The 24612-nt window shown below is 73.1% G+C and carries 18 protein-coding genes and 1 riboswitch; of the genes, 10 read left to right on the plus strand and 8 right to left on the minus strand.

Features of this window, described 5'->3' with window-relative positions; genetic code table 11:
- Positions 1 to 51 precede the first annotated feature (51 nt).
- Both E6R18_RS29845 and E6R18_RS29850 read left to right on the plus strand, forming a co-directional pair.
- A complete protein-coding gene (locus E6R18_RS29845; RefSeq protein ID WP_136319999.1) occupies positions 52 to 1350 on the plus strand; it encodes an ATP-binding protein in 1299 nt (432 codons plus the stop codon).
- Complete coding sequence (locus tag E6R18_RS29850; protein ID WP_136320000.1) at positions 1334 to 2038, plus strand: response regulator transcription factor; 705 nt, start codon at positions 1334 to 1336, stop codon at positions 2036 to 2038. Before E6R18_RS29845 ends, E6R18_RS29850 begins: the two co-directional genes overlap by 17 nt.
- Before the next feature lies 1 nt (position 2039).
- Here E6R18_RS29850 and E6R18_RS29855 read toward each other — a convergent pair whose 3' ends face one another.
- Both E6R18_RS29855 and E6R18_RS29860 read right to left on the minus strand, forming a co-directional pair.
- Positions 2040 to 2813: a GNAT family N-acetyltransferase gene (locus tag E6R18_RS29855; protein ID WP_136320001.1), complete on the minus strand. Its 774-nt coding sequence runs from the start codon at positions 2811 to 2813 to the stop codon at positions 2040 to 2042.
- A gap of 42 nt (positions 2814 to 2855) precedes the next feature.
- Positions 2856 to 3902, minus strand: a complete 1047-nt coding sequence (locus E6R18_RS29860) for a C40 family peptidase (protein ID WP_136320002.1) — start codon at positions 3900 to 3902, stop codon at positions 2856 to 2858.
- Between the two features lie 308 nt (positions 3903 to 4210).
- Between E6R18_RS29860 and E6R18_RS29865 the strand changes: the two genes are divergently transcribed.
- The gene (locus E6R18_RS29865) at positions 4211 to 4564 is read left to right on the plus strand and encodes a hypothetical protein (RefSeq protein WP_136320003.1); all 354 of its coding nucleotides are present in this window, start codon (positions 4211 to 4213) and stop codon (positions 4562 to 4564) included.
- 46 nt (positions 4565 to 4610) lie between these two features.
- Here E6R18_RS29865 and E6R18_RS29870 read toward each other — a convergent pair whose 3' ends face one another.
- Positions 4611 to 5765: a C40 family peptidase gene (locus tag E6R18_RS29870; RefSeq protein ID WP_168712477.1), complete on the minus strand. Its 1155-nt coding sequence runs from the start codon at positions 5763 to 5765 to the stop codon at positions 4611 to 4613.
- A riboswitch (cyclic di-AMP (ydaO/yuaA leader) is annotated at positions 5764 to 5926 on the minus strand. It overlaps the preceding gene by 2 nt.
- 161 nt (positions 5927 to 6087) lie before the next feature.
- Between E6R18_RS29870 and pcrA the strand changes: the two genes are divergently transcribed.
- Positions 6088 to 8526 (plus strand): DNA helicase PcrA, encoded by a 2439-nt coding sequence (gene pcrA / locus E6R18_RS29875; RefSeq protein ID WP_136320005.1) that lies wholly within the window; start codon positions 6088 to 6090, stop codon positions 8524 to 8526.
- 79 nt (positions 8527 to 8605) lie between these two features.
- Here the strand turns inward: pcrA and E6R18_RS29880 are convergent, their stop codons facing one another.
- On the minus strand, positions 8606 to 10249 hold the full coding sequence (locus E6R18_RS29880) for a M23 family metallopeptidase (RefSeq protein ID WP_136320006.1): 1644 nt from the start codon (positions 10247 to 10249) through the stop codon (positions 8606 to 8608).
- 200 nt (positions 10250 to 10449) lie between these two features.
- The gene (locus tag E6R18_RS29885; RefSeq protein WP_346765014.1) at positions 10450 to 11256 is read right to left on the minus strand and encodes an alpha/beta fold hydrolase; all 807 of its coding nucleotides are present in this window, start codon (positions 11254 to 11256) and stop codon (positions 10450 to 10452) included.
- A gap of 452 nt (positions 11257 to 11708) precedes the next feature.
- Here E6R18_RS29885 and E6R18_RS29890 point away from each other — a divergent pair, with 452 nt between their 5' ends.
- Positions 11709 to 12122 carry a cobalamin B12-binding domain-containing protein gene (locus E6R18_RS29890; RefSeq protein WP_136320008.1) on the plus strand — a complete coding sequence of 138 codons (414 nt, stop codon included), beginning with the start codon at positions 11709 to 11711 and terminating at the stop codon, positions 12120 to 12122.
- Positions 12123 to 12417: 295 nt separating this feature from the next.
- On the opposite strand, the gene E6R18_RS29895 is transcribed toward E6R18_RS29890, so the two are convergent.
- Positions 12418 to 14112: a DUF5691 domain-containing protein gene (locus E6R18_RS29895; RefSeq protein WP_136320009.1), complete on the minus strand. Its 1695-nt coding sequence runs from the start codon at positions 14110 to 14112 to the stop codon at positions 12418 to 12420.
- Positions 14113 to 14129: 17 nt separating this feature from the next.
- Positions 14130 to 15563, minus strand: coding sequence for an SWIM zinc finger family protein (locus tag E6R18_RS29900; protein WP_240799896.1), 1434 nt, complete (start codon positions 15561 to 15563; stop codon positions 14130 to 14132).
- A gap of 128 nt (positions 15564 to 15691) precedes the next feature.
- On the opposite strand from E6R18_RS29900, the gene E6R18_RS29905 reads away from it, so the two are divergent.
- From E6R18_RS29905 to sucD, 5 genes are all read left to right on the plus strand, one after another.
- A complete protein-coding gene (locus E6R18_RS29905; RefSeq protein ID WP_136320010.1) occupies positions 15692 to 16804 on the plus strand; it encodes an AAA family ATPase in 1113 nt (370 codons plus the stop codon).
- A complete protein-coding gene (locus E6R18_RS29910) occupies positions 16801 to 19317 on the plus strand; it encodes a DUF5682 family protein (RefSeq protein WP_240799897.1) in 2517 nt (838 codons plus the stop codon). Before E6R18_RS29905 ends, E6R18_RS29910 begins: the two co-directional genes overlap by 4 nt.
- Positions 19314 to 20681, plus strand: a complete 1368-nt coding sequence (locus E6R18_RS29925) for a VWA domain-containing protein (protein ID WP_240799898.1) — start codon at positions 19314 to 19316, stop codon at positions 20679 to 20681. The genes E6R18_RS29910 and E6R18_RS29925 overlap by 4 nt, the downstream gene beginning before the upstream one ends.
- A gap of 224 nt (positions 20682 to 20905) precedes the next feature.
- On the plus strand, positions 20906 to 22087 hold the full coding sequence (gene sucC, locus E6R18_RS29930; protein ID WP_136320012.1) for an ADP-forming succinate--CoA ligase subunit beta: 1182 nt from the start codon (positions 20906 to 20908) through the stop codon (positions 22085 to 22087).
- Between the two features lie 21 nt (positions 22088 to 22108).
- Positions 22109 to 22993, plus strand: a complete 885-nt coding sequence (gene sucD, locus E6R18_RS29935) for a succinate--CoA ligase subunit alpha (protein WP_136320013.1) — start codon at positions 22109 to 22111, stop codon at positions 22991 to 22993.
- Between the two features lie 103 nt (positions 22994 to 23096).
- Here the strand turns inward: sucD and E6R18_RS29940 are convergent, their stop codons facing one another.
- Positions 23097 to 24506, minus strand: a complete 1410-nt coding sequence (locus tag E6R18_RS29940; RefSeq protein WP_136320014.1) for a helix-turn-helix domain-containing protein — start codon at positions 24504 to 24506, stop codon at positions 23097 to 23099.
- Positions 24507 to 24612 lie beyond the last annotated feature (106 nt).

Consider the following 24612-nt stretch of genomic DNA (forward strand, 5'->3'; position numbering starts at 1 on the left):
TGGGGGCCGACCCTGATGCCACCACCCGTACCGGCATGTGACGATCGGGGCATGCCAGCCGCCACCACCCGAGCCGCGAGCTCCCAGGCCCCCGACCCGGAGGAGCCGCCGCTGCGCAAGCTCTACCGCAGCGCCGACGGCCGGCTGCTGGGCGGGGTCGCACGCGGACTTGCCGGGCACCTCGGACTGCCGGTGGCCTGGCTGCGGTTCGTCTTCCTCGGACTGTTCTTCGCGGACGGCCTCGGCGCGCTCCTCTACGCGGTGTTCTGGATCATGGTCCCGCTCGGCATCGGCGGCGTGGACGGACCGAGGTCCATCTTCGAGACCGCCCCCGACGGCAGACGCCGGCTCCGCAAACCCGACAAGGGCCAGGTCTTCGCCCTCATCGCGCTGCTCATCGGCGCCGTCATCTTCGTCGGCAACGTCGACATGGGCAGCAAGGCCGACCGCTACATCTGGCCCACCCTGCTCATCGGCGCCGGCTCCGTCCTCGTCTGGCGCCAGGCCGACAACGCCCGCCGCGCCCGCTGGATGGAGGTCGGCAGCCGCCGCCGCGTCCTGCACCTGGCCCGCGCCCTGGCCGGAGTCGCCCTGGTCGGCCTCGGCCTCGCCGGCTTCATGGTCGTACGCGGCTCCGCCGCCCAGCTCGGCAACGTCCTCACCGCGGCCATCGCCGTCCTCACCGGCATCGCCCTGCTCGCCGGCCCCTACCTCGTCCGCATGACCCAGGACCTCTCCGAGGAACGCCTCATGCGCATCCGGGCCCAGGAGCGGGCCGAGGTCGCCGCCCACGTCCACGACTCCGTGCTGCACACCCTCACCCTGATCCAGCGCAACGCCGACGAGCCGGGCGAGGTCCGCAGGCTGGCCCGCGCCCAGGAACGCGAGCTGCGCAACTGGCTGTACAACCCCGAGGGCACCGGCAAGGACGAGGACGACGAGCCGGAGACCCTGGCCGAGGCGGTCAAACGGGCCGCCGCCGAGGTCGAGGACAAGCACGGCGTCCCGCTGGAGGTCGTCGTCGTCGGCGACTGCCCGCTGGACGAGAAGCTGGCCGCACAGATGCAGGCCGCGCGCGAGGCGATGGTCAACGCCGCCAAGTACGGTGGCGAGGGCGGCGCCGTCCAGGTCTACGCGGAGGTCGAGGGCCGCACGGTCTTCGTCTCCGTGCGCGACCGGGGCCCGGGGTTCGACCTGGACGCCGTACCGGGGGACAGAATGGGCGTACGAGAATCGATCATCGGCCGGATGCAGCGCAACGGCGGCAGCGCCCGGCTGCGTTCGGTGCCCGGCGGGGGCACGGAAGTCGAGCTGGAGATGGAGAGGACGAGCGATGAACGGGACCACTGAGGCGGCCGGGGGCCACGCGGGCCCGGAGCGCCGGGTACGAGTCGTGCTCGTCGACGACCACCGGATGTTCCGCACCGGCGTACAGGCCGAGATCGGCCGCACCGAGGAGACCGGCGTCGAGGTCGTCGGCGAGGCGGCCGACGTCGACCAGGCGGTCACCGTCATCACGGCGACCCGCCCCGAGGTCGTCCTCCTCGACGTCCACCTCCCCGGCGGCGGCGGCGTCGAGGTGCTGCGCCGCTGCGCACCCCTGATGGGCGCCGCCGAGAACCCGGTGCGCTTCCTCGCGCTGTCCGTCTCGGACGCCGCCGAGGACGTCATCGGCGTCATCCGGGGCGGCGCCCGCGGCTACGTCACCAAGACGATCACCGGCGCCGACCTGGTCGACTCGGTCTTCCGGGTCCAGGACGGCGACGCGGTGTTCTCGCCCCGGCTGGCCGGCTTCGTCCTCGACGCCTTCGCCTCCACGGACGCGCCCCCGGTCGACGAGGACCTCGACCGGCTGACCCAGCGCGAGCGCGAGGTGCTGCGGCTGATCGCCCGGGGCTACGCGTACAAGGAGATCGCCAAGCAGCTCTTCATCTCGGTGAAGACGGTCGAGTCCCACGTCTCGGCGGTGCTGCGCAAGCTCCAGCTCTCCAACCGCCACGAACTGACCCGCTGGGCGACGGCGCGGCGGCTGGTGTGAGTCAGGCGCCTTCGCGGTCGGGGTCGAGTGAGATGTTCAGCTTCTCGCCGACCCTGCGGTAGCCGATGGACGCGTAGATCCGCTCCACATCGGGGTCGCCCGGCTCCAGCCACACCACCCGGCAGCCCCGCTCGAACGCGGTGCGCGTCAGGTGTACGGAGAGCGCGGCCCCGATGCCCCGGCGGCGGAAGTCCGCGCCCACCGCGAGGCCCGCGAGCTCGCTGAGCCCGTCGACCGGGACCGAGCAGCCGCCCGCGCCGGCCGGGGTGCCGTCGACGGTCGCGAGGGCGGCGACCCCGCCGCCGGCCACCGCGTCGCGCAGCCAGCCGGCCGTGCCGTCCTCGGGCTCACCGGTCCCGCCGTAGCCGAGGTGCTGGACGAGGGCCGCGGCGTCGAACTCCGCGTCGGTGGCCGGCTCGGTCATCACCAGGCCCGCCACCGGCTTCGGGGTGACCAGGTCACCGGGGGCGCAGGCGAGGATCGGGGCGCGGTTCTCGACGGTGAACCCGGCGGCGAGCAGCGCCGGTTCGACCGCCGGGGCCCAGCCGGGCAGGAACTCCAGGCGCGGCATCCGGTCCAGGTCGCGGAAGGCCGCTATGAGGGCGTCGAGTTCGCCGGGCGTCGGGTCGGCGTCCTGGTCGGGGATGGCGTAGTTGGCGTACTTCAGGGACCAGTCCGGGTTGTAGCGGATCGCGAAGGGGCCGACGCGGACATGGTCGGGGGAGCGGAGCGTGAGCGTGCGGGCGTGGGTCTGGACGTCGATGTCCAATGACATGTGCGGGTTTCCTCAGGGCAGTTGGGCTCGGAAGTCGGGAGCCTATGCCACCCGGGTGGCTCCCGCGAAAGGCATTTCACCGATCGGCGCGACGCGGACCGGTGCGCCGGGGCGCGGGGCGTGGATCATCTGCCCGTTCCCGATGTACAGCCCGACATGGCTGACGCCCGAGTAGAAGAACACCAGGTCTCCGGGCGCCAGTTCGGACCGGGAGACCCGCCGCCCCGCGTTGATCTGGGTGTACGTGGTCCGGGGGAGCGAGACGCCCGCCGAGCGCCAGGCGGCCTGGGTGAGGCCGGAGCAGTCGAACGAGGAGGGCCCGGTGGCGCCCCAGACGTACGGCTTGCCCAGGGCGCTGTACGCGAAGGCGACCGCCTGGGCGGCCCGCGCGTTGGGTGCGGCGACCGCGCCGCGCGGGGCGCTGCGGTCGGCGTGGCCGGCGCCCCGGCCGTCCTCGGCGGCCCCGTAGGCGGCGCGCTCGGCGGGGGAGAGGCGGGCGAGCAGGCGCCGGGCCTCGGCGAGCTTGGCGCGGACGGTTGCCCGGTGCTCCTTCAGGGCGGTCTGGCGGGCGGCCAGCTCGGTCAGCTTGTCCGCCGCCTCGGCGCGCACCTGGGCGATGTCGGCGACCTGGCGCCGCACCGAGCCGAGCTCCGCCGCCCGGCGCTCGTCGGCCCGCTCCACGTACGAGGCGCGCCGGAGGTACTGGTCGGGGTCGGAGGAGAGCGCCAGCTGCACGGAGGGGTCGATCCCCGCGGAGCGGTACTGCGCGGCGGCGTACGCGCCGAGGGTGTCGCGGGCGGCGTTGAGCCGCGCGGTCCTGCGGGCGGCCTCGTCGCGCAGGGCGTCGACCGACTTGGCGGCGGCGGCCGCCTCGGTCTTCGCGCCGTTGTACTTCTCGGTGGCGGCCTCCGCCTCCCGGTACAGCCGGTCCACCTGTGCCTTGACCTGGGCGGCGGTCGGCGCCGGGTCGGCGTGCGCGGCTCCCGGCAGTACGGCGGCGGTCGCGGCTCCCGCGAAGGCGAGGGTCGCCGCGGTGCGGGCCGCGGAGCCGGTGTACAGGCGCTGCCTGGGCTTGCGATGCGCTGCCACGAGGGCGGGCGTCCTTCCGTGCGACGGCCCGGCGGCGTCTGCCGGCGGGCTTCTGCGGTGGTCCGGCGAGGACGGTGCTTCGGGCCGGCCACCGGGAAGGGACGCTAATCCGGGGACACGGGCGGGAGTCGTTTTGACGCTTATTGCCCGCTCTTGGCGTGGCATTGTCGCCGGAAGAACGTGAATGGCGATGAACGACCGGAAAAATTGCCGCAGATACTGGCAATCGGTGCATTCATCATTCAATCGGCCGGTACGCCCCACCTGGGTGTGAGGTGCCGGTACGGCCGGGGCTAAGGTGCGGAACCATGCGCGTACTCATCGATTTCGTCGTCGCCCTGCACATCATCGGCATCGCCGCTTTGCTCGGCGGTTTCCTCGGCCAGATGAAGGCGATGAAGGCCGGCACGGCCCGGTTCGTCCCCGGGATGCTGCACGGTGCGCTGACCATGCTGGTCACCGGGGTCGCCCTGGTCGGGCTCGACCAGGCCGACGACCACCCCGTGAACAACGTCAAGATCGGCGTCAAGCTGCTGATCCTGGTCGTCATCCTCGGGCTCGTCTACGTCAAGCGGGACGAGGAGAAGGCCGGCAAGGGCCTCTTCGCGGCGGTGGGCGCCCTGACCGTCGCCAACATCTTCATCGCCACGCTCTGGACCTGACGGCCGCGGCGGGCCGGCCCGCTCCCGGGCCGGCCCCCTTCCCCGGTCAGGCCGGGCGCACGCTTCCGTAGATCGGCATGTAGTAGATCGACTCCTCGCGCACGTTCGCCCCGGGCTTCGGTGCGTGGATCATCATGCCGTCGCCCTTGTAGATCCCGACGTGGCTGATGTCGTCGTAGAAGAAGACCAGGTCACCGGGTTGGAGATCGGCGGTGGCGATCCGGGTGCCGACGTTCACCTGGTCCCAGGTGGTCCGGGGTATGTCGACCCCGGCCGCCTTCCACGCCGCCCGGGTGAGCCCCGAGCAGTCGTACGAGGAGGGGCCGGTCGCCCCCCAGACGTACGGCTTGCCGATCTGCGCCCGGGCGAAGGCGAGGACCCTCTCCGCCTTCGTCGAGGCGCTGGAACCGGCGCCCGAACCGGAACCGGAACCCGAGCCCGTCTCCGTACCGCCGCCGCCCGACTCCTTCGCCCTGCGCGCGGCCTCCTTCTTGGCGGCGGCCTGCTTCTTCGCCAGCTCCGCCGCCTTGCGCCTGGCCTCCGCCTCCTTCTTGCGCTCCAGCTCCGCCAGGCGCGCCTTCTCCTCGGCGGTCAGCTTCGACAGCAGCGTCCGGGCCTCGGTCAGCTTGGTCTGGACGTTCTGCTTGCTGGTGCGCAGCGCGGTCTGCGACTCGGTGAGCGTCTCCAGGTTCTCGACCGCCCGGGCGCGCTGCTCGGAGACCTTGGCCTGCTGCGTACGGAACTCCGTGACCGCCTGCTGCTGGCGGTCGGCCATCCGGTTCATCAGGTGGGTCTGGTCGAAGAACGACTGCGGGTCGTCGGCCAGGAAGAAGGTCGCGGTCGGCGCGAGGGCGCCGTCGCGGTACTGGGCGGCGGCGTAGTTGCCGAGCGTCCTGCGGGCGTCGTTCACCTTCGCGGTGCGCTTGGCCACGTCCTCCAGCAGCGTGTCGACCTTGGTCCGCTGCTTGTCCGTGGCCTCCTTCGCCTGGTTGTACTTCTGGGTCGCGGTGCCCGCCTGCCGGTAGAGGTCGTCGACCTTCTTCTGCACTTCCTCGATGCTGGGCCTGGGCGCCGGGGCGGCCATCGCGCTCTGCGAGGACAACAGGGTCACCGACGCCAGCGCGGCCGAGGTCAGCCCGACGGCGGGGGCGGTGGAGCGCATCCGGGTGCGCGGTTTGCGATGCGACGCCAAGGCCGGCATCTCCTTCCGTGGACCGCCTACCGGGTTAGCTGTCGGGTTCGGGCGGAACGGAAGGCTGCCCTACGGTCCAGTGGGGGACGCGGACCGATTCACCCCGGTGATGCGTGTGGGTCCCCGGTTCCGGGCGCCCTGGGGATGCCCGGATTCGGCGTGGACGCCCGCTCGGCGTGGGTCGCCTCTGGGGGTACGGGCCGTCCGAACGAGCACGCTAGCCAACGCATGGCGCCGCTGGGAAGGTTGATGTTCGATATGCCCGATACATTTTCGTGACCTTTTCGGAGCGGGGCCGAGTGTCGGTGCGGAGCTTTAGACTCGGACAGCGATGAGCAGCCTCTTTGACGACAGTTTCCTGGCCGGCCTCCAGTCCGAGGAGGAACGGCCCCCGCCGCCCCCCGAGGACTCCGCACCCGAAGCGGTGCCGGAGGACCTTTTCGCGGGCGTGTTCGACGGGCCCCCGCCCCCGCGCGACGCGTACTACCGCGACGGCGCCCACCGCCCCGTCATCGACCCGGCGGCCCTGCTCGACGGGCTGAACACCGAGCAGCGCGCCGCCGTCGTGCACGCCGGTTCCCCGCTGCTCATCGTCGCCGGCGCCGGCTCCGGCAAGACCCGGGTGCTGACCCACCGCATCGCCCACCTCCTGGCCGAGCGCGGAGTGCACCCCGGCCAGATCCTGGCGATCACCTTCACCAACAAGGCCGCCGGCGAGATGAAGGAGCGCGTCGAGCAGCTCGTCGGGCCCCGGGCCAACGCCATGTGGGTCATGACCTTCCACAGCGCGTGCGTCCGCATCCTTCGCCGCGAGTCGAAGAAGCTCGGCTTCACCTCCTCGTTCTCGATCTACGACGCGGCCGACTCCAAGCGGCTGATGGCCCTGGTCTGCCGCGACCTGGAGCTGGACCCGAAGCGCTACCCGCCGAAGTCGTTCACCGCCAAGGTCTCCAACCTCAAGAACGAGCTCATCGACGAGGAGACCTTCGCGGGTCAGGCAACCGATGGTTTCGAGAAGACCCTCGCCCAGGCGTACGCGATGTACCAGGCCCGGCTGCGCGAGGCCAACGCGCTGGACTTCGACGACATCATCATGACGACGGTCCACCTGCTCCAGGCATTCCCCGACGTCGCCGAGCACTACCGCCGCCGCTTCCGGCACGTCCTGGTCGACGAGTACCAGGACACCAACCACGCGCAGTACACCCTCGTACGGGAGCTGGTCGGCCCGGCCGGCCCCGAGGACGCCCCCGCCGAGCTGTGCGTCGTGGGTGACGCGGACCAGTCGATCTACGCCTTCCGGGGCGCGACCATCCGCAACATCCTCCAGTTCGAGGAGGACTACCCGGACGCGACGACGATCCTGCTGGAGCAGAACTACCGCTCCACCCAGACGATCCTGTCCGCCGCCAACGCGGTCATCGAGCGCAACGAGAGCCGCCGCCCCAAGAACCTGTGGACCAACGCCGGCACCGGCGCCCGCATCACCGGCTACGTCGCGGACACCGAGCACGACGAGGCGCAGTTCGTCGCCGAGGAGATCGACCGCCTCACCGACGCGGGCGACGCCAAGGCCGGCGACGTCGCCGTCTTCTACCGGACGAACGCGCAGTCCCGTGTCTTCGAGGAGATCTTCATCCGCGTCGGCCTGCCCTACAAGGTCGTCGGCGGCGTGCGCTTCTACGAGCGCAAGGAGGTCCGGGACGTCCTGGCCTACCTCCGGGTCCTGGCCAACCCCGAGGACACCGTCCCGCTCCGCCGCATCCTGAACGTCCCCAAGCGCGGCATCGGCGACCGCGCCGAGGCGATGATCGACGCCCTGTCCCTGCGCGAGAAGATCAGCTTCCCGCAGGCGCTGCGCCGCGTGGACGAGGCGTACGGCATGGCCGCCCGCTCCGCCAACGCCGTGAAGCGGTTCAACACGCTGATGGAGGAGCTGCGCACGGTCGTGGAGTCCGGAGCCGGCCCGGCCGTGGTGCTCGAAGCGGTCCTGGAGCGTACGGGCTACCTCGCCGAGCTCCAGGCGTCCACCGACCCGCAGGACGAGACCCGCATCGAGAACCTCCAGGAGCTGGCCGCCGTCGCGCTCGAATTCGAGCAGGAGCGCGGCGAGGAGGAGGGCGCGGGCACCCTCGCGGAGTTCCTGGAGAAGGTGGCGCTCGTCGCCGACTCCGACCAGATCCCCGACGAGGACACCGACGGCTCCGGCGTCATCACGCTGATGACCCTGCACACGGCGAAGGGCCTCGAATTCCCGGTGGTCTTCCTGACCGGCATGGAGGACGGCGTCTTCCCGCACATGCGGGCGCTGGGCCAGGTCAAGGAGCTGGAGGAGGAGCGCCGCCTCGCGTACGTCGGCATCACCCGCGCCCGCGAGCGGCTGTACCTGACCCGGGCGGCCATGCGCAGCGCCTGGGGCCAGCCCTCGTACAACCCACCGTCGCGGTTCCTGGAGGAGATCCCGGACCAGCACCTGGACTGGAAGCGCAAGGGCCCGATGGCCGCCCCGGCGGGGCCCACATCGGGCATCACCTCGTCGCTCTCCGCCTCCCGCGCCCGCTCCGGCCCGTCCGGCTTCGCCACCCGGCGGACCTCGGACAAGCCGACGATCACCCTGGTGGCGGGCGACCGGGTCACGCACGACCAGTTCGGCCTGGGCACGGTGACGGCGGTCGAGGGCGTCGGCGACCAGGCGAAGGCCACGGTCGACTTCGGCGACGACCGGCCGAAGAAGCTGCTCCTGAGGTACGCGCCGGTGCAGAAGCTCTGACGCCCGCCTGACGGCCCCGGGGCTCTTGGGGCTGACGGCCCCGGGGCTCTTGGGGCTCCGGGGCCGGGCGGTTACCTGCTCAGGTCGGGTTGACGCCGTGGCTGCGGAGCCAGGGCAGCGGGTCGATGGCCGCGCCGCCGCCGGGCCGCACCTCGAAGTGCATGTGCGGACCGGTCGAGTTCCCGGAGCTCCCGGAGTACGCGATGACGTCGCCCGCCTTGACCTGGCCCGAGCGGATACGGGTGCTGCTGAGGTGGCAGTACCAGGTCTCGGTGCCGTCCGCCATGGTCACGATGGCCATGTTGCCGTAGGCGCTGTTGTACTGCGTACGGACGGTGCCATCGGTCGCGGCCATCACCGGGGTGCCGTACTGGACCGGGAAGTCGATGCCCGTGTGCACGGACATCCAGTTGACGCCCGCCTGGCCGAAGTACGCGCTCAGCCCGTGCTGCTTGACCGGCATCACGAACTTGGGGCGCAGGGCCTCCTTGCGGGCCGCCTCCGCCGCGCGCTTCCTCTTCTCGGCGGCCTGCCGCTCCTTGAGGTCGATGCGCTCCTGGGTACGGCTGGCGCGGTCCGCGAAGTTCTCCGCGTCGGCCCTGAGGTTGGCGAGCTGGGTGTCCAGAGCGTTGTTGGCCGCGACCGGCTTGACCGTGCCGGGGTCGGCGGCGGCCATCGTCGTGGTCGCGTCCTTCTTCGCCTCGTCCCCGCCCATGCCGCTCACGGAGGCGGCGGCGATCCCGGCCACGCTCATCACGCAGGCGGAGGGAACGGCGACGGTGAGGAGTGCGGAACGCTTCGCGGGGGAACGCCTGCGGCTGCGGCCACCGCTGCGGGTGCCGGGCCGGCCGGCGGGGTGGTGCGCGTCGACCGGGGCGAGATCGGGGTGCTCGGCGGGGCCGGTGGAGTCGGCGAGGTCGGCGGGGTCGGCGGGGTCGGCGGGGTCGGCCGGGTCGGCGAGGCCGGCCGGGCCGGCCGGGCCGGTGCCGGGCTCGTACGTCTCGTGCGGCTCGTAGGCGTCGTACGTGTCGTGGGCGTCGTGCGTCGCAGGGGCGTCGTGCGTCACGTACGTGTCGTGTGCCTCGTACGCGTCCCGCGCCTCGTGGGCCCCATGTGCCGCGTGTGCCTCATGTGCCGCGCGTGCCTCGTACGTGTCTGCCGGGGGGTTCTGTTCGGCTTCGTTCGAGCCGGTCAGGTTTTGCATATTTTGCCGAGCGTGCTCGGGCGTGGCGCCGGTGTTCCAGGCGGTGGCGTCGTACGCGCCGGTGTCGTACGACCCCGTGTCGTCGGCCTGCCACGGGGTAGCGGTGTTCCAGGCGGTGGTGTCCCACTGGCCGGAGGAGTCCGGGGCGCCGCCCTGCGTGGGGATGCCGGGGGCGTAGCCCTCCGTCGGCAGCCAGGTGGCGGCGGTGTCGTACGTGGGGGAGGCGTCGTACTGCGGGTGCTGCTGGGCCTGGTCGGCGTAGGCCGGGTAGTCGGTGGTGAAGTGGCTGTACTCGACGGCCTGATGGGCGCCGGTGTCCCACGGGGAGGAGTCGTACGAGCCGCTGTATCCGGATCCGGCTTCTCCGCCGGTGTACGGGGTGCCGTAGCCCCCTGCGGTGTCGTACGAGCCGTCGTAGGTGCCGGGGAGGGATCCGAAGAGCGGGTCACTGTCGAAGCTGCCCGTGGAGTGACCGTCGTATCCGGCATACCCGGCGGCGTGGGGGTGCTGGTCGTTCACCAACTTCTCTCTCGCCTCGGCAGCAGGACCAGTCCGGGGCGTGGGGACCCCGGGGCTAAGCAGTGGCCGCGACTGTACCCGGCGGTATCCGCCGCCGACAATCTTCGACGGCTCCGCGGGGCACGGGAAAAGGGGCAATCGGCTGTCTTTCGACGGCGCCCGCACAGAGCCTTGGCCCTATGTTCGAAGCCTGTTCGGTTTCAGGCGACGGAGGCCGAGCCGGTAGGCCCGGTGGACCCGTGGGCGGGCTCCGCCACGTCGAGCGCCTGGCGTACGGCCGCCGCCACGGCCGGGTGCACCGGCAGCGCGAGGTGCCCGATGCCGGTGACGCGTACGTTCACCGCGTCGAGGTCCGGGTGCTCGACGCAGGCCGCCTCGGGCGGGACGATCACCCGGTCCAGCTCGCTCCAGAAGCTGACGAACCGGGTACGGCAGCCGGGCGCGGGCAGCCTCAGCTCCTCGATCGGGCCCGAGCCGCTGCGCATCTGGCGCACGATGGGCAGCGCGCCGGCCAGCGGGGCTACGGCGGTGCCGGCGTGCGGCGTACCCAGCGTGACCAGGGTGCGGACCCGGTGGTCACCGCCCAGGCGCTGGACGTAGTAGCGCGCGATGAGCCCCCCGAGGCTGTGGCCCACGATGTCGACCCGGTGGTGACCGGTGCGGGCGCAGATCTCCTCGATGTGCCGGTCCAGCAACTCCGCGGCCGTACGGATGTCGCTGGTCAGCGGGGAGTGGTTGAGCGACTCCAGATGGCGCCAGCCGTGCCGGGCCAGCGAGCGGCGCAGCAGGACGAAGACCGAACGGTTGTCGATGAAACCGTGCAGAAAGACGACGGGTGGCCGGTCGGCGCCCTCGCCGGCCGGCAGGTCGCAGGCGACACGGGCAGCCGGGGCCTCCTCGGGGCGCCGTTCGCCGGCGATGCCGGTCGGATACAGCAGCGCGTGCCCGGCGAGCACCGCGAGCTCCAGCGCGGTCGCTCTCAGCAGCGCGGCCGACACGGAAGGCATCGCGAGGGATGGCATCGCGAGGGATGGCATCGGTAGAGACGGAATCGGCAGAGCCGAGATCGGTAGGGAGAGGATCGGTAGGGAGAGGAACGAGGGGAACGAGGGGATCGAGGGGATCGGTAGGGAGGCGATCGGCAGGCTCGGGGTCTTCATGGTCGACCTCCTGCTCCGGCGCCCGGGAAGGGGGCTCCCTTCCCGTATGCCCTGGTGGGGCGCCGTCTCGGAGGTCAGGTCCAGGTGGCCCGTACCACCGTGCCGTGCGGCTGACGGCGCGGTGGTACGGCGACCCGACGCGGCTCCCCGGGCGCCCGGCCTCGGCGCCCGTGAACAATGTCCCATGTGTGATTTCCCCCTCCCGGTCCACCGCGAAACGGCGGCTTGCGGGATGCTGTGGATAACGTTCGTTCACATCCCCGGCCCTTCAGGCACGGGAGACGCATGTGGAGGCAGTGATGGGTGTGACCGGTCCGATCCGTGTGGTGGTGGCGAAGCCGGGCCTCGACGGCCATGACCGCGGGGCCAAGGTGATCGCGCGGGCGCTGCGGGACGCCGGTATGGAAGTCATCTACACGGGGCTCCACCAGACGCCCGAGCAGATCGTGGACACCGCCATCCAGGAGGACGCCGACGCGATCGGCCTCTCGATTCTCTCGGGCGCGCACAACACCCTGTTCGCGAAGGTGATCGAGCTGCTGAAGGAGCGCGAGGCGGAGGACATCAAGGTCTTCGGCGGCGGCATCATCCCGGAGGCGGACATCGCACCGCTGAAGGAGCAGGGTGTCGCGGAGATCTTCACCCCCGGCGCGACGACCACCGCGATCGTCGACTGGGTCAACGCGAACGTCCGCCAGCCCGCCGAGGCGTGACCCGGCCCGGGTGCCGGGGGTCGCTGCGGCCCACGTCCGCCCCCGCCGGGCGGTAGGCGTGTCACCGTCCGCCCCCGCCGGGCGGTAGGCGTGTCACCGTCCGCCCGAGCACTCGGCGCCTCCCGGGGTGGCCGAACCCGCGCTGGGGCGGCCCCGCACCGCCCGGAGGCTCACCCCGGTGGCCCCGCGCCCGCCCACGGGCTCACCCCGGCCGCGGGCTCGCCCCGCCCGCGGGCTCACCCTCGCCGCGTGGGGTCACCCGCCCGCCGCGCGGGCTCGCCCCCGCCGCGCAGGCTCACCCCTGCCGCGCAGGCTCACCCCCGCGCCCCCCGGACAGCTCGCTGTCCATCGTGGCGCGCACGCGCAGCGTGGAGACCAGGCGCTGGAACGCCTCCGACCAGTAGCCGTTCGCACCGGGGGAGGCGTCCGCCGGTTCGGCGGGGGGCGTGGTCAGGATCTCCAGGCGGCTTGCCTGGTCCGGGTCGAGGCAGCGTTCGGCGAGGCCCATGACGCCGCTGAAGCTCCACGGGTAGCTGCCCGCGTCGCGGGCTATGTCGAGGGCGTCGACCACGGAGCGCCCGAGCGGCTCCGCCCACGGCACCGGGCAGACCCCGAGCAGCTGGAACGCCTCCGACAAGCCGTGTGCGGCGACGAAATCGGCCACCCAGCTAGCCCGTTCCGCCGGGGGCAGCACCGCCAGGAGCTTCGCCCGCTCGGCGAGCGACGCCGTGCCGGGGCCGTTCGACGGGGGCGTCGAGGGCGGGCCGAGCAGGGCCCGCGCCCATTCCGCGTCGTGCTGCCGGACCGCCGCCCGGCACCAGGCCCCGTGCAGTTCCTCGCCCCAGCCGTCCGCGACGGGCAGCGCCACGATCTCGTCCGCGCCGCGCCCGCCGAACCGCGCCGGCCAGACGGAGAGCGGCGAGGACTCCACCAACTGGCCCAGCCACCAGGACCGTTCGCCCCGGCCGGAGGGCGGGAGGGCCACCACGCCGTCGCGCTGCATCTCCGCATCGCACTCGTGCGGCGCCTCCACCGCCACGAACGGCTCGTCACCGGTCAGCCCGGGGCTCACGCAGGACAGCGCGCGGTCCGCCATCCGGCGGGCGAGCGCCGAACCGGGCAGTGCGGACAGCAACTCGGCGGCGGTCGCCCGGACATTGCGGCTGCGGTCCGCGAGCGCATGCTCCAGGAACTCCTCGTCCGCGTCGGACAGTCCGGTGCGCAGTGAGTCGACGAACATCAGCCGGTCCTCGGCCCGTTCCGTCTTCCAGGTGCTGGCGAGCAGCGCCCGGGCGGCCTCCGCGTCCCGTGCCCGTACGGCGCCCAGCAGCGCGACCCGCTCCGCGAACAGGCCCTCCTCCCAGAGCCGTTGCACCGCTTCCGCGTCGGGCGGCGAAGGCGGCAGCGCGCTTCCGGACGCGCCGCGCAGCGCGAACTTCCACTCCGGATTGAGCCCGGCCAGCCACAGCCCGCGCGGGCCCGCGAACTCCAGTGCCTGCGGCCGCAGATCGGTGCGGGCCCTGGCCGCGTCCAGCAGGGCGGGCAGGGCGGAGTCGGGCGCCCGGTAACCGTGCAGGTTGGCGGTGGCCAGCCACTGCGGGATGAGCTCCGTCAGGTCGGGGGCCGTACCGCGTCGGCCGCCGGAACCACCCGCCGCGGCCCGGTCCGCGAGGAGCTGCGCCAGTCGGCCGCGGGCGGCCCCGGGCAGGGGCGGCCGGGGGTCGTCGGGTGCCGGTGCGGGCCGGGGGGACGCGGCGGCGGGCAGCAGTCCGGCCCGGCGCCGCACGGTGTGCAGCGCGGCGGCGTCCAGCAACGCCGACGCCGCACCGTCCGGGCCCGCCCCGGAGGCATCCCCGGGCGGGCGGCGGTCCGTGCCGAGCAGGGCCGAGGTGACCAGGTCCTCCCACGGTGAGGCCGCGAGCACATCGGAGAGCCCCCCGGACGCGGGCGTGGACGCGGCGGGCGTGGTGGGTGCGGTGGTGCGGGGCATCGTGCCTCCTTCGGGAGTCAGACGAGCGGTACGGTCTCGGCGCCGGCGGGTCCCACGGGCGGGGACGCCACGGGCCCCGCCCCGGCCGGGGCGGGCGCGGCGGGCCAGGCGGCGAGCGGGTCGAAGCCGCGGTGCCCGCACTCGCCGAAGACGGTGAGCGGCCCGCCGCCCGAGACCGCGACGAGCTTCCAGAGCGCCGGCCGGGACAGCGCGGCGGCGGTGACGGGCAGCGCCTCGCGGCCCCGCGCGTCCACCAGCTGCCAGCCGTCCGCGCCCGGCACGGGTATGACATCGCGCAAGGTCACCGGCCAGGAGTCCAGCCACGGATCGTCGCCCAGGGCCCGCCCGTACGCGCTGATCGCCTCGGCCACCGAGACCCCCGGCGGAGGCGCACCGGCCGGCTCGGGCACACCGAACCGCTCACCCAGCTCGGCCCGCAGCTGCCCGGACCCCGGATGGGGCGTCAGCTCGGCGTCGATCCTGACGCCCACGGGCAGGGCCTGCCCCGGGGAGCGTCCGGCCGCCCCGAAGGACAGCAGCAGCGCCGTACGGCCCGACTCCTCGCCGTACAGCCAGATGCGGCGGGTGACGATCTTGCCCTCGGGGGTGTCGTACTGGGCGAGGACCAGCCAGCGGTCGCGGACCGGCGGCCCCTCCGCCGAGGCCGGCAGGCCCACCCGGGTGCGCACCGTGGCCGCCAGTGGCTGCGGCAGCCGGTCGATGCCCAGCCAGGCCGCGTCCAGCAGGTGGAGCAGCGCGCACTCCTCCAGCAGCCGCACCGGCCAGCCGGGGCCGGACGACGCGACGGCCCCCAGCTCCCGCACCCGGCCCGCGAGGCCCGGCGCCTGCGCGTCGACCATGCGGGCCGCCGTCTCCTCCCACAGCCCGTACCCCGCCTGATCGGCCGCCGCGAGACCACCGCGCAGCAGGTCCGTCAGCCGCTGCTCCAACTCCCGCGCACCGCCCCCGATCCGCTCCGCGCGCTTCTCCGCACGCCTGCGCGCGGCGGCCGGGTCGGCAGGCCCGCCCGCCGCGCCGCCACCCCCGGCGGGCCGCGCCTTCGCCTCAGCGCGTACGCGGCGGCCGCCCAGCCACTCCTCGGCCCAGTCCGGCGGTGCCCCGGCCGGCACGGCCGCGTCGTCCGCGGCCCGGAGCAGCAGCAGGCCCAGCGCGTGCTTGCACGGGAACTTCCGGCTGGGGCAACTGCACCGGTACGCGGGCCCGGTCGTGTCGACCACCGTCCGGTACGGCTTGCTGCCGCTCCCCTTGCACAGCCCCCACACCGCACCCGCGCCGTCCGCCCCGGTGTCCGACCAGGAACCGGGCGCACCGAGCTTGTTCCCCCCCTTGCGTGAGGCGTCGTCAGGAGCCAGGGCCAAGACCTGCTCCACCGTCCAGCGCGCCGCGGGAGCAGCGGCGCCCAAGGGTTCTCCCCCGTCAGTCAGCACCATGCCAACGACGTTAGGCCGCCCCACTGACAATCGCTCTGACCTGGGCAAAGACCGATTGTCAGTGCCATGGTGCACGGTGGGAACCACACCAGGCCGAGCGATCTGCCGAACGATCTGGAGGGGGATCCATGACCGTGTCCGAAACCACCGAAGCCACCGCCGGCGAGGCCCTGCGCCCGCACGCCGAGGACGCCTTCGCCGACGAGCTGAAGGCGCTCGCCGCCGCCGACGACCGGCCGCGCCCCGAGCGCTGGCGCCTGTCGCCCTGGGCCGTGGCCACGTATCTGCTCGGCGGCACGCTGCCGGACGGCACCGTCATCACACCCAAGTACGTGGGCCCGCGCCGCCTCGTCGAGGTCGCCGTCACCACGCTCGCCACCGACCGGGCCCTGCTGCTCCTCGGCGTCCCCGGCACCGCCAAGACCTGGGTCTCCGAGCACCTGGCGGCCGCCGTCAGCGGCGACTCGACGCTGCTCGTCCAGGGCACGGCGGGCACCCCCGAGGAAGCCGTCCGCTACGGGTGGAACTACGCGCAGCTGCTCGCGCACGGCCCCAGCCGTGACGCCCTGGTGCCCAGCCCGCTGATGCGCGCCATGTCCCAGGGCATGACCGCCCGCATCGAGGAACTGACCCGCATCCCCGCCGATGTGCAGGACTCGCTGATCACGATCCTCTCGGAGAAGACCCTGCCCCTGCCCGAACTGGGCCAGGAGGTCCAGGCGGTGCGCGGGTTCAACGTCATCGCCACGGCCAACGACCGCGACCGCGGGGTCAACGAGCTGTCCAGCGCGCTGCGCCGCCGGTTCAACACCGTGGTCCTGCCGCTGCCGGCCACCCCGGAGGCGGAGGTCGACATCGTCTCCCGCCGCGTCGACCAGGTCGGCCGCTCCCTCGATCTGCCACCCGCGCCCGACGGTCTCGCGGAGATCCGCCGCGTCGTCACGGTCTTTCGCGAACTGCGCGACGGCGTCACCACCGACGGCCGCACCAAACTCAAATCCCCCTCGGGGACGCTGTCCACGGCCGAGGCCATCTCCGTCGTGACCAACGGCCTCGCGCTCGCCGCCCACTTCGGGGACGGCGTGCTGCGCCCGGGCGATGTCGCGGCCGGCATCCTCGGCGCGGTCGTCCGCGATCCGGCGGCCGACCGGGTGGTCTGGCAGGAGTACCTGGAGACCGTGGTGCGGGAGCGGGACGGCTGGAAGGACTTCTACCGCGCCTGCCGGGAGGCGTCCGTATGACCACCGCACGCGCTTCGGGGCCGCTGCTGCTGGGGGTGCGGCACCACGGCCCCGGCTCCGCCCGCGCCGTCCGCGCCGCCCTGGACGCCGCCCGCCCGCAGGCGGTCCTCATCGAGGGCCCGCCCGAGGGCGACGCGCTCCTGCCGCTCGCGGCCGACGAGGAGATGCGGCCCCCCGTCGCCCTGCTCGCCCATGCGGTGGACGACCCGGGACGGGCGGCGTTCTGGCCGTTCGCCGAGTTCTCCCCGGAGTGGGTCGCCATTCGCTGGGCCCTGGCGAGGGACGTCCCCGTCCGCTTCATCGACCTGCCCGCGGCGCACTCGCTGGCCGTGGAGGAGGCGGAGGCGGGCCGGGACGAAGCCCCCGAGGAGGAGGACGGCCCGCCTGCGGCCGTGCCCGTCGACCCGATCCGGGTACTGGCCGAGACCGCGGGGTACGACGACCCCGAGCGCTGGTGGGAGGACGTGGTCGAGCACCGGGCCCCGGGCAGCGGCGAGGGGGCCGACCCGCTCGCCGCGTTCGCCGCGCTCGGCGAGGCGATGACCGCCCTGCGCGAGGCGTACGGAGACGGCGGGCATCCCCGGGACGCGGTCCGCGAAGCGTACATGCGCATCCAACTGCGTGCAGCGGCCAAGGAGTTCGGAGAGGACTTCGCCGTGGTGTGCGGTGCCTGGCACGTGCCCGCCCTGCGTACGCGCACCACCCTCACCGCCGACCGGGCCCTGCTCAAGGGGCTCCCCAAGGTCAAGGCCGAGCTGACCTGGGTGCCGTGGACCCACCAGCGGCTCGCCCGGCACAGCGGATACGGGGCCGGGATCGAGTCGCCCGGCTGGTACCAGCACCTCTTCGCCGCCCCGGACCGCCCGATCGCGCGCTGGATGACGAAGGTCGCCGGACTCCTGCGCGACGAGGACCGGTTCGTCTCCTCCGCCCATGTCATCGAGGCCGTCCGGCTGGCCGAGACGCTCGCCGCGATGCGCGGCCGGCCGCTCGCCGGGCTGAGCGAGACGACCGACGCGATCCGGGCCGTCATGTGCGAGGGCTCCGACGTCCCGCTCGCGCTCGTCCGGGACCGCCTCGTCGTCGGCTCCACGCTGGGCGAGGTCCCCGACACCGCCCCCGCCGTCCCCCTGCAACGCGACCTCACCCGGCAGCAGCGCACCCTCCGCCTCAAACCGGAGGCGGACGAGCGGGAGATGGAGCTCGACCTCCGCAAGGACACCGACGCCTCCCGCAGCCGGCTGCTGCACCGGCTGCGCGTCCTCGGCGTCGGCTGGGGCGAACCCGCCGCCGGCCGGGGGAGCACCGGCACGTTCCGGGAGAGCTGGCGGCTGCGCTGGGAGCCCGAGCTGTACGTGCGCGTCGCGGAGGCGGGCGTCTGGGGCACCACCGTCCTGTCCGCCGCCACCGCCCGCGCCGAGTCGGACGCCCTGGCCGCCACCGCGCTCGCCGAGGTGACCGCGCTGGCCGAGCGCTGCCTGCTGGCCGACCTGCCCGACGCCCTGCCCGTCGTCATGCGCGCTCTCGCCGACCGCGCCGCGCTCGACGCCGACGTCGGCCACCTCGCCGACGCCCTGCCCGCCCTGGCCCGCACCCTGCGCTACGGAGACGTCCGCGCCACGGACACCACCGCGCTCGGCGAGGTCGCGACCGGCCTCGCGGAACGCATCTGCGTCGGCCTGCCCCCCGCCTGCACCGGGCTCGACGCCGACGGGGCCGAGGCGCTGCGCCTACAGGTGGACGGCGTCCACACGGCGATCGGGCTGCTCGCCGGCGCCGTCCCGGAGAACGCGGACGGGCTCCGCGAGCGCTGGCGGGCCGTGCTCCACAAGCTCGCCGTCCGGGACACGGTCGCGGGCGTGATCCGTGGGCGGGCGGCCCGGCTGCTCCTGGACGACGGGCACCTCGACCAGGACGCCGCCGTCCGGCTGATGGGCCTCGCCCTCTCACCGGGCACCCCTCCGGCCGATGCCGCCGCCTGGATCGAGGGCTTCGTCGGCGGGGCGGCAGGCGGCGGCATGCTCCTCGTCCACGACGAGCGGCTGCTCGCCCTGGTCGACTCCTGGCTCACCGGCGTCCCCGCCGACACCTTCACCGACGTACTGCCGCTGCTGCGGCGCACGTTCTCGGCGTACGAGCCCGGCGTCCGGCGCACGCTGGGCGACCTCGTCCGGCGCGGCCCGGCCCCCGCCGGCGCCCCGGGCCGCGGTTCGGCGGCGGGCGGCGGGACGACGGCGCCCGGCTTCGGCCCGGCCCTGGACACCGCCCGCGCCGACGCGGTGGTCCCGGTCCTGCGCCTGCTGCTCGGCCTGGACCCGCAGCCGGTCACAGCGGATACAGCAGGAACGGCAGCGGCAGCGGACCCGGCCGGCCGCCGGGCACCCGCCCACCACGACGACCGACACCACGACGACCGACACCTGGACGACCGACACCTGGACGACCGACACCTGGACGACCGACACCACGACGACCGACACCACGACGACCGACACCTGGGGGAAACAGCGTGACGACTGCCAACGGCATGACGACGACCACCGGCACGCCGACCGCCCCCGGCACGCCGACCCCCGACCCCACAGCCCTCGGCCCCACCACAGCCCCCGCCTCCACCACCGCCGCCCCCGCCTCCACCACCGCCGCCCCCGGCTCCACAGCCCCCGCCTCCACCACCGCCGACCACGCCTCCACCCCCGCCGGCCACGACGAGCGGCTGCGGCGCTGGCGCCTGGTGCTGGGCGCGGACAGCGCCGAGAGCACCGGACGTACCCTCACCGGGCGCGACGCCGCGATGGACGGAGCGCTGACCGCGCTCTACGAGAACGGCAACGGGGGGCGGCCCGGCGGCCGGGGCGGCGGCGGGCGTTCGGCCGGGCTCGGCGCCTCCGCCCCGTCCGTGGCCCGCTGGCTCGGCGACATCCGCACGTATTTCCCCAGCTCCGTCGTGCAGGTCATGCAGCGCGACGCCATCGACCGCCTCGGCCTCTCCGCGCTCCTGCTCGAACCGGAGATGCTGGAGGCCGTCGAGGCGGACGTCCACCTCGTCGGCACGCTGCTCTCCCTCAACAAGGCGATGCCCGAGACGACGAAGGAGACGGCGCGAGCCGTGGTCCGCAAGGTCGTGGAGCAGCTGGAGAAGCGGCTCACCACCCGCACCCGGGCCACCCTCACGGGCGCGCTCGACCGCTCGGCGAAGGTCACCCGGCCCCGCCACCACGACATCGACTGGGACCGCACCATCCGGGCCAACCTCAAGAACTACCTGGAGCTGCCCGGCCGGGACGGCGCCGGCACGGTCGTCCCCGAACGGCTCATCGGCTACGGGCGGGCCGCGCAGTCGGTGAAGAAGGACGTCATCCTCTGCATCGACCAGTCGGGTTCGATGGCGGCCTCCGTGGTCTACGCCTCGGTGTTCGGCGCGGTGCTCGCCTCGATGCGCGCCCTGCGGACCCGGCTCGTCGTCTTCGACACGGCGGTGGTCGACCTCACCGACCAGCTGGACGACCCCGTGGACGTCCTGTTCGGCACCCAGCTCGGCGGCGGCACCGACATCAACCGGGCCCTGGCCTACTGCCAGTCCCGGATCACCCGGCCGGCCGACACCGTCGTCGTGCTCATCAGCGATCTCTACGAGGGCGGCATCCGCAACGAGATGCTGAAGCGGGTCGCCGCGATGAAGGCGTCCGGCGTGCAGTTCGTGACGCTGCTCGCCCTCTCCGACGAGGGCGCCCCGGCCTACGACCGCGACCACGCGGCAGCCCTCTCCGCCCTGGGTGCTCCCGCCTTCGCCTGCACACCCGACCTCTTCCCGGACGTGATGGCCGCCGCGATCGAGAAGCGCCCCCTGCCGATACCCGACAAGGAGCCCGTCTGACGAGCCTCCACCGCCTCACCAGCGCGATTCTGTGACCGTAATCACCGCCCAGGTGCTATCTGCGATTTAGGGTCACGCGGGGCGCGGGGATAACCTGCGAGATGGACATGCCGCGTATCCGGTCACCGTGTGCGCCTTCCTAGTGACACCGCAGTCACGTTGCCCCTCGCGGCACGCCCACGCAGAAAACCAACCGCGAGACCATTGATAAGGGACGGACGCGCGTGGACCTGTTCGAGTACCAGGCGAGGGACCTCTTCGCCAAGCACGGTGTACCGGTGCTGGCCGGTGAAGTCATCGACACGCCTGAGGCAGCCCGCGAGGCGACCGAGCGGCTGGGCGGCAAGTCGGTCGTCAAGGCGCAGGTGAAGGTCGGCGGCCGCGGTAAGGCCGGTGGCGTGAAGCTGGCCGCCAACCCCGACGAGGCGGTCGCCCGGGCGACCGACATCCTCGGCATGGACATCAAGGGCCACACGGTCCACAAGGTGATGATCGCCGAGCTGTCCCCGGAGATCGAGGCGGAGTACTACGTCTCGTACCTCCTCGACCGCACCAACCGCACCTTCCTGGCCATGGCCTCGGTGCAGGGCGGCATGGACATCGAGGAGGTCGCGGAGAAGACCCCCGAGGCCCTCGCGAAGGTCCCGGTCAACGCCGTCGACGGCGTCGACATCGCCAAGGCCCGCGAGATCGTGGCCCAGGCGAAGTTCCCGGCCGACGTGGCCGAGGGTGTCGCCGAGGCCCTGGTGACCCTGTGGGACACCTTCGTCGCCGAGGACGCCCTCCTCGTCGAGGTCAACCCGCTGGTGAAGACCAAGGACGGCCGCATCCTGGCGCTGGACGGCAAGGTCTCGCTCGACGAGAACGCCGACTTCCGCCAGCCGGAGCACGAGGCCCTTGAGGACAAGGCGGCGGCCAACCCGCTCGAGGCCGCGGCCAAGGCCAAGAACCTCAACTACGTCAAGCTCGACGGTGAGGTCGGCATCATCGGTAACGGTGCCGGTCTGGTCATGTCGACCCTGGACGTCGTCGCGTACGCCGGTGAGAAGCACGGCAACGTGAAGCCCGCCAACTTCCTCGACATCGGTGGCGGCGCCTCCGCCGAGGTCATGGCGAACGGCCTGGAGATCATCCTCGGCGACTCGGACGTCAAGTCCGTCTTCGTCAACGTCTTCGGCGGCATCACCGCCTGCGACGAGGTCGCCAACGGCATCGTCCAGGCGCTCGAACTGCTCAAGTCCAAGGGCGAGGACGTCACCAAGCCGCTGGTCGTGCGCCTCGACGGCAACAACGCGGAGCTGGGTCGCAAGATCCTCTCCGACGCCAACCACCCGCTGGTCCAGCGCGTGGACACCATGGACGGCGCGGCCGACAAGGCCGCCGAGCTCGCCGCGGCTGCGAAGTAAGGAAGAGGGACTCAGACCACCATGGCTATCTTCCTCACCAAGGACAGCAAGGTCATCGTCCAGGGGATGACCGGCGCCACGGGCATGAAGCACACCAAGCTCATGCTCGGCGACGGCACCAACATCGTCGGCGGCGTGAACCCGCGCAAGGCCGGCACGACCGTCGACTTCGACGGCACCGAGGTACCGGTCTTCGGCTCCGTCGCCGAGGCGATGGAGAAGACCGGCGCGAACGTGTCCGTCCTCTTCGTGCCGCCGGCCTTCGCGAAGGCCGCCGTCATCGAGGCGATCGACGCCGAGATCCCGCTCGCCGTCGTGATCACCGAGGGCATCGCCGTCCACGACTCGGCCGCCTTCTGGGCGTACGCCGGCTCGAAGGGCAACAAGACCCGCATCATCGGCCCGAACTGCCCCGGCCTGATCACCCCCGGCCAGTCCAACGCCGGCATCATCCCGGGCGACATCACCAAGCCCGGCCGCATCGGTCTCGTGTCCAAGTCCGGCACGCTGACCTACCAGATGATGTACGAGCTCCGTGACATCGGCTTCTCGTCCGCCGTCGGCATCGGTGGCGACCCGGTCATCGGTACGACGCACATCGACGCCCTGGAGGCGTTCGAGGCCGACCCCGAGACCGACCTGATCGTCATGATCGGCGAGATCGGCGGCGACGCCGAGGAGCGTGCGGCGGACTTCATCGCGAAGAACGTCACCAAGCCGGTCGTCGGTTACGTCGCGGGCTTCACCGCCCCCGAGGGCAAGACCATGGGCCACGCCGGCGCCATCGTCTCGGGCTCCTCCGGCACCGCGCAGGCGAAGAAGGAGGCCCTTGAGGCCGCCGGCGTCAAGGTCGGCAAGACGCCGACCGAGACCGCCAAGCTGGCGCGCGAGATCCTCGGCGCCTGACGCACGCGGCCGCGCCTTTGCGCGGCAGCGCGTCACCGTACGAACGACGCGGGCCCGCCCCTCCGGCCGGAGGGGCGGGCCCGCGTCGTTGTGGCGCGGCCGCTCAGCCGGCCTCGGGGACCAGGCGGGCCGGGCCGTGGACCAGTTCGCCGCCGAGCTTCTTCCGCAGCTTCACATCCGCCGGCGTCAGCTTCTGCGGGCCCCCGACCGGCGGCACCCCGCCGACCTGCTGCGCGGGCGCCGGCGGCGTCTCGTACTTGCGGGGAGCCGTCGCCAGGGTGATCAGCGTCAGGCCGATGATCAGTGCGGTGAACGCGATGGCCGACCGGGCCCACAGCTGCGCCTTGCGCTCACTGCCGGTACGGATCAGCTCCGGCACCGGCAACGAGGCGGGCCGGCTGCGGGCGAGGGTGCCCAGGTGCTCGTGGAGCAGCGCGGACTGCTCGGCCGGCGACTCGGGTGCCGCGACCTCGGGCAGCCGCTCGGCGATCGCCGCCCGGGCGGTCACCAGCCGCCCGGCCGCCGCCCGCGTGCTCGCCTCGGTCTCCGCCGCGGTCTCCGGCAGCCCCAGACCCACGCCGTCGTGCAGCACCAGCGTGCGCCGGTACGAAGGGGGCAGCGCCAGCAGCGCGTCGAGCAGCGCGCGCTGTCCCGGCGCCTCGGGCGGGGGATCGAGGCGCCGGTGCTCGCCGCGCAGCCGGCGCCACGGTGACATCGCGTGCTCGTAGGCGGCCGCCCGTACCCAGCCCACCGGGTCCCGGTCCACCGCCACCTCCGGCCAGCGCTGCCAGGCCAGCTCGAACGCCTTGGCCACGGCCTCGCGGGACAGGGCGCGCCGTCCGGTCAGCAGATAGGTCTGGTGGAAGAGGGTCGCGGCGGCATGCCCGTACAACGCGTCGAACGCCTCCGCGGGCGAAAGCCCGGTCTCTGCCGTCTCACGGACCTCAGCCGTTTCACTGGCCTCGGCCGTCTCACTAGCTCCAGCCGTCTCACCAGCTCCAGATGTCTCGCTGGTCTCGTCGGCCTCCTCCCCCTTGTCGGGCTCAGCAGGCATAGACGCGGCCACAGACACGGCCACAACGGCAGGCACCGCCGCGGACGCAACGACAGGCGCAACCGCAACCGCGGGCGGCTGCGCAGGCGGTTCGGGTGGGGGGCTGCTGCCGGGCTCGGCGGCGGCCAAGGCATCGCTTCCGGTGGCGTCGGCGTCTACGGGGGCCGGCCGCGGTTTCGGCCGTTCGGCGGGAGGCTTCGGCGTGGCGTTCGACCTCTTCCGTTTGGCGGGGGAGATGGCCGGAGCGACGCTCGACCCGATCAGCCGGGCGTACGCCTCGCGCTTGCGCCCGCGCGGGCTGGTGCGGCCCGTCTCCCACGCCCGCACCGTGGCCCGGGTGACGCCCACGGCCGCCGCGACCTGCTCCTCAGTCAGCGACTTGGCCTCCCGCAGTCTGCGCCGCTCCTTCGGGGAGGGGAGCGGCGAGGCGGTGGCCGTGTCGGACGTGCTCTGCGTCATGAGGGCCGCCTGCGCGGCCTGCACCGGGTGAAAAAGTACATAAACGTATATTGGGCGACACAACGGCCGTTCGCCCGTTACACGGAATAAGCGCGTGTCGTTGGCA

The organism is Streptomyces sp. A1277 (assembly GCF_004795015.1).
Taxonomy (GTDB): Bacteria; Actinomycetota; Actinomycetes; order Streptomycetales; family Streptomycetaceae; genus Streptomyces.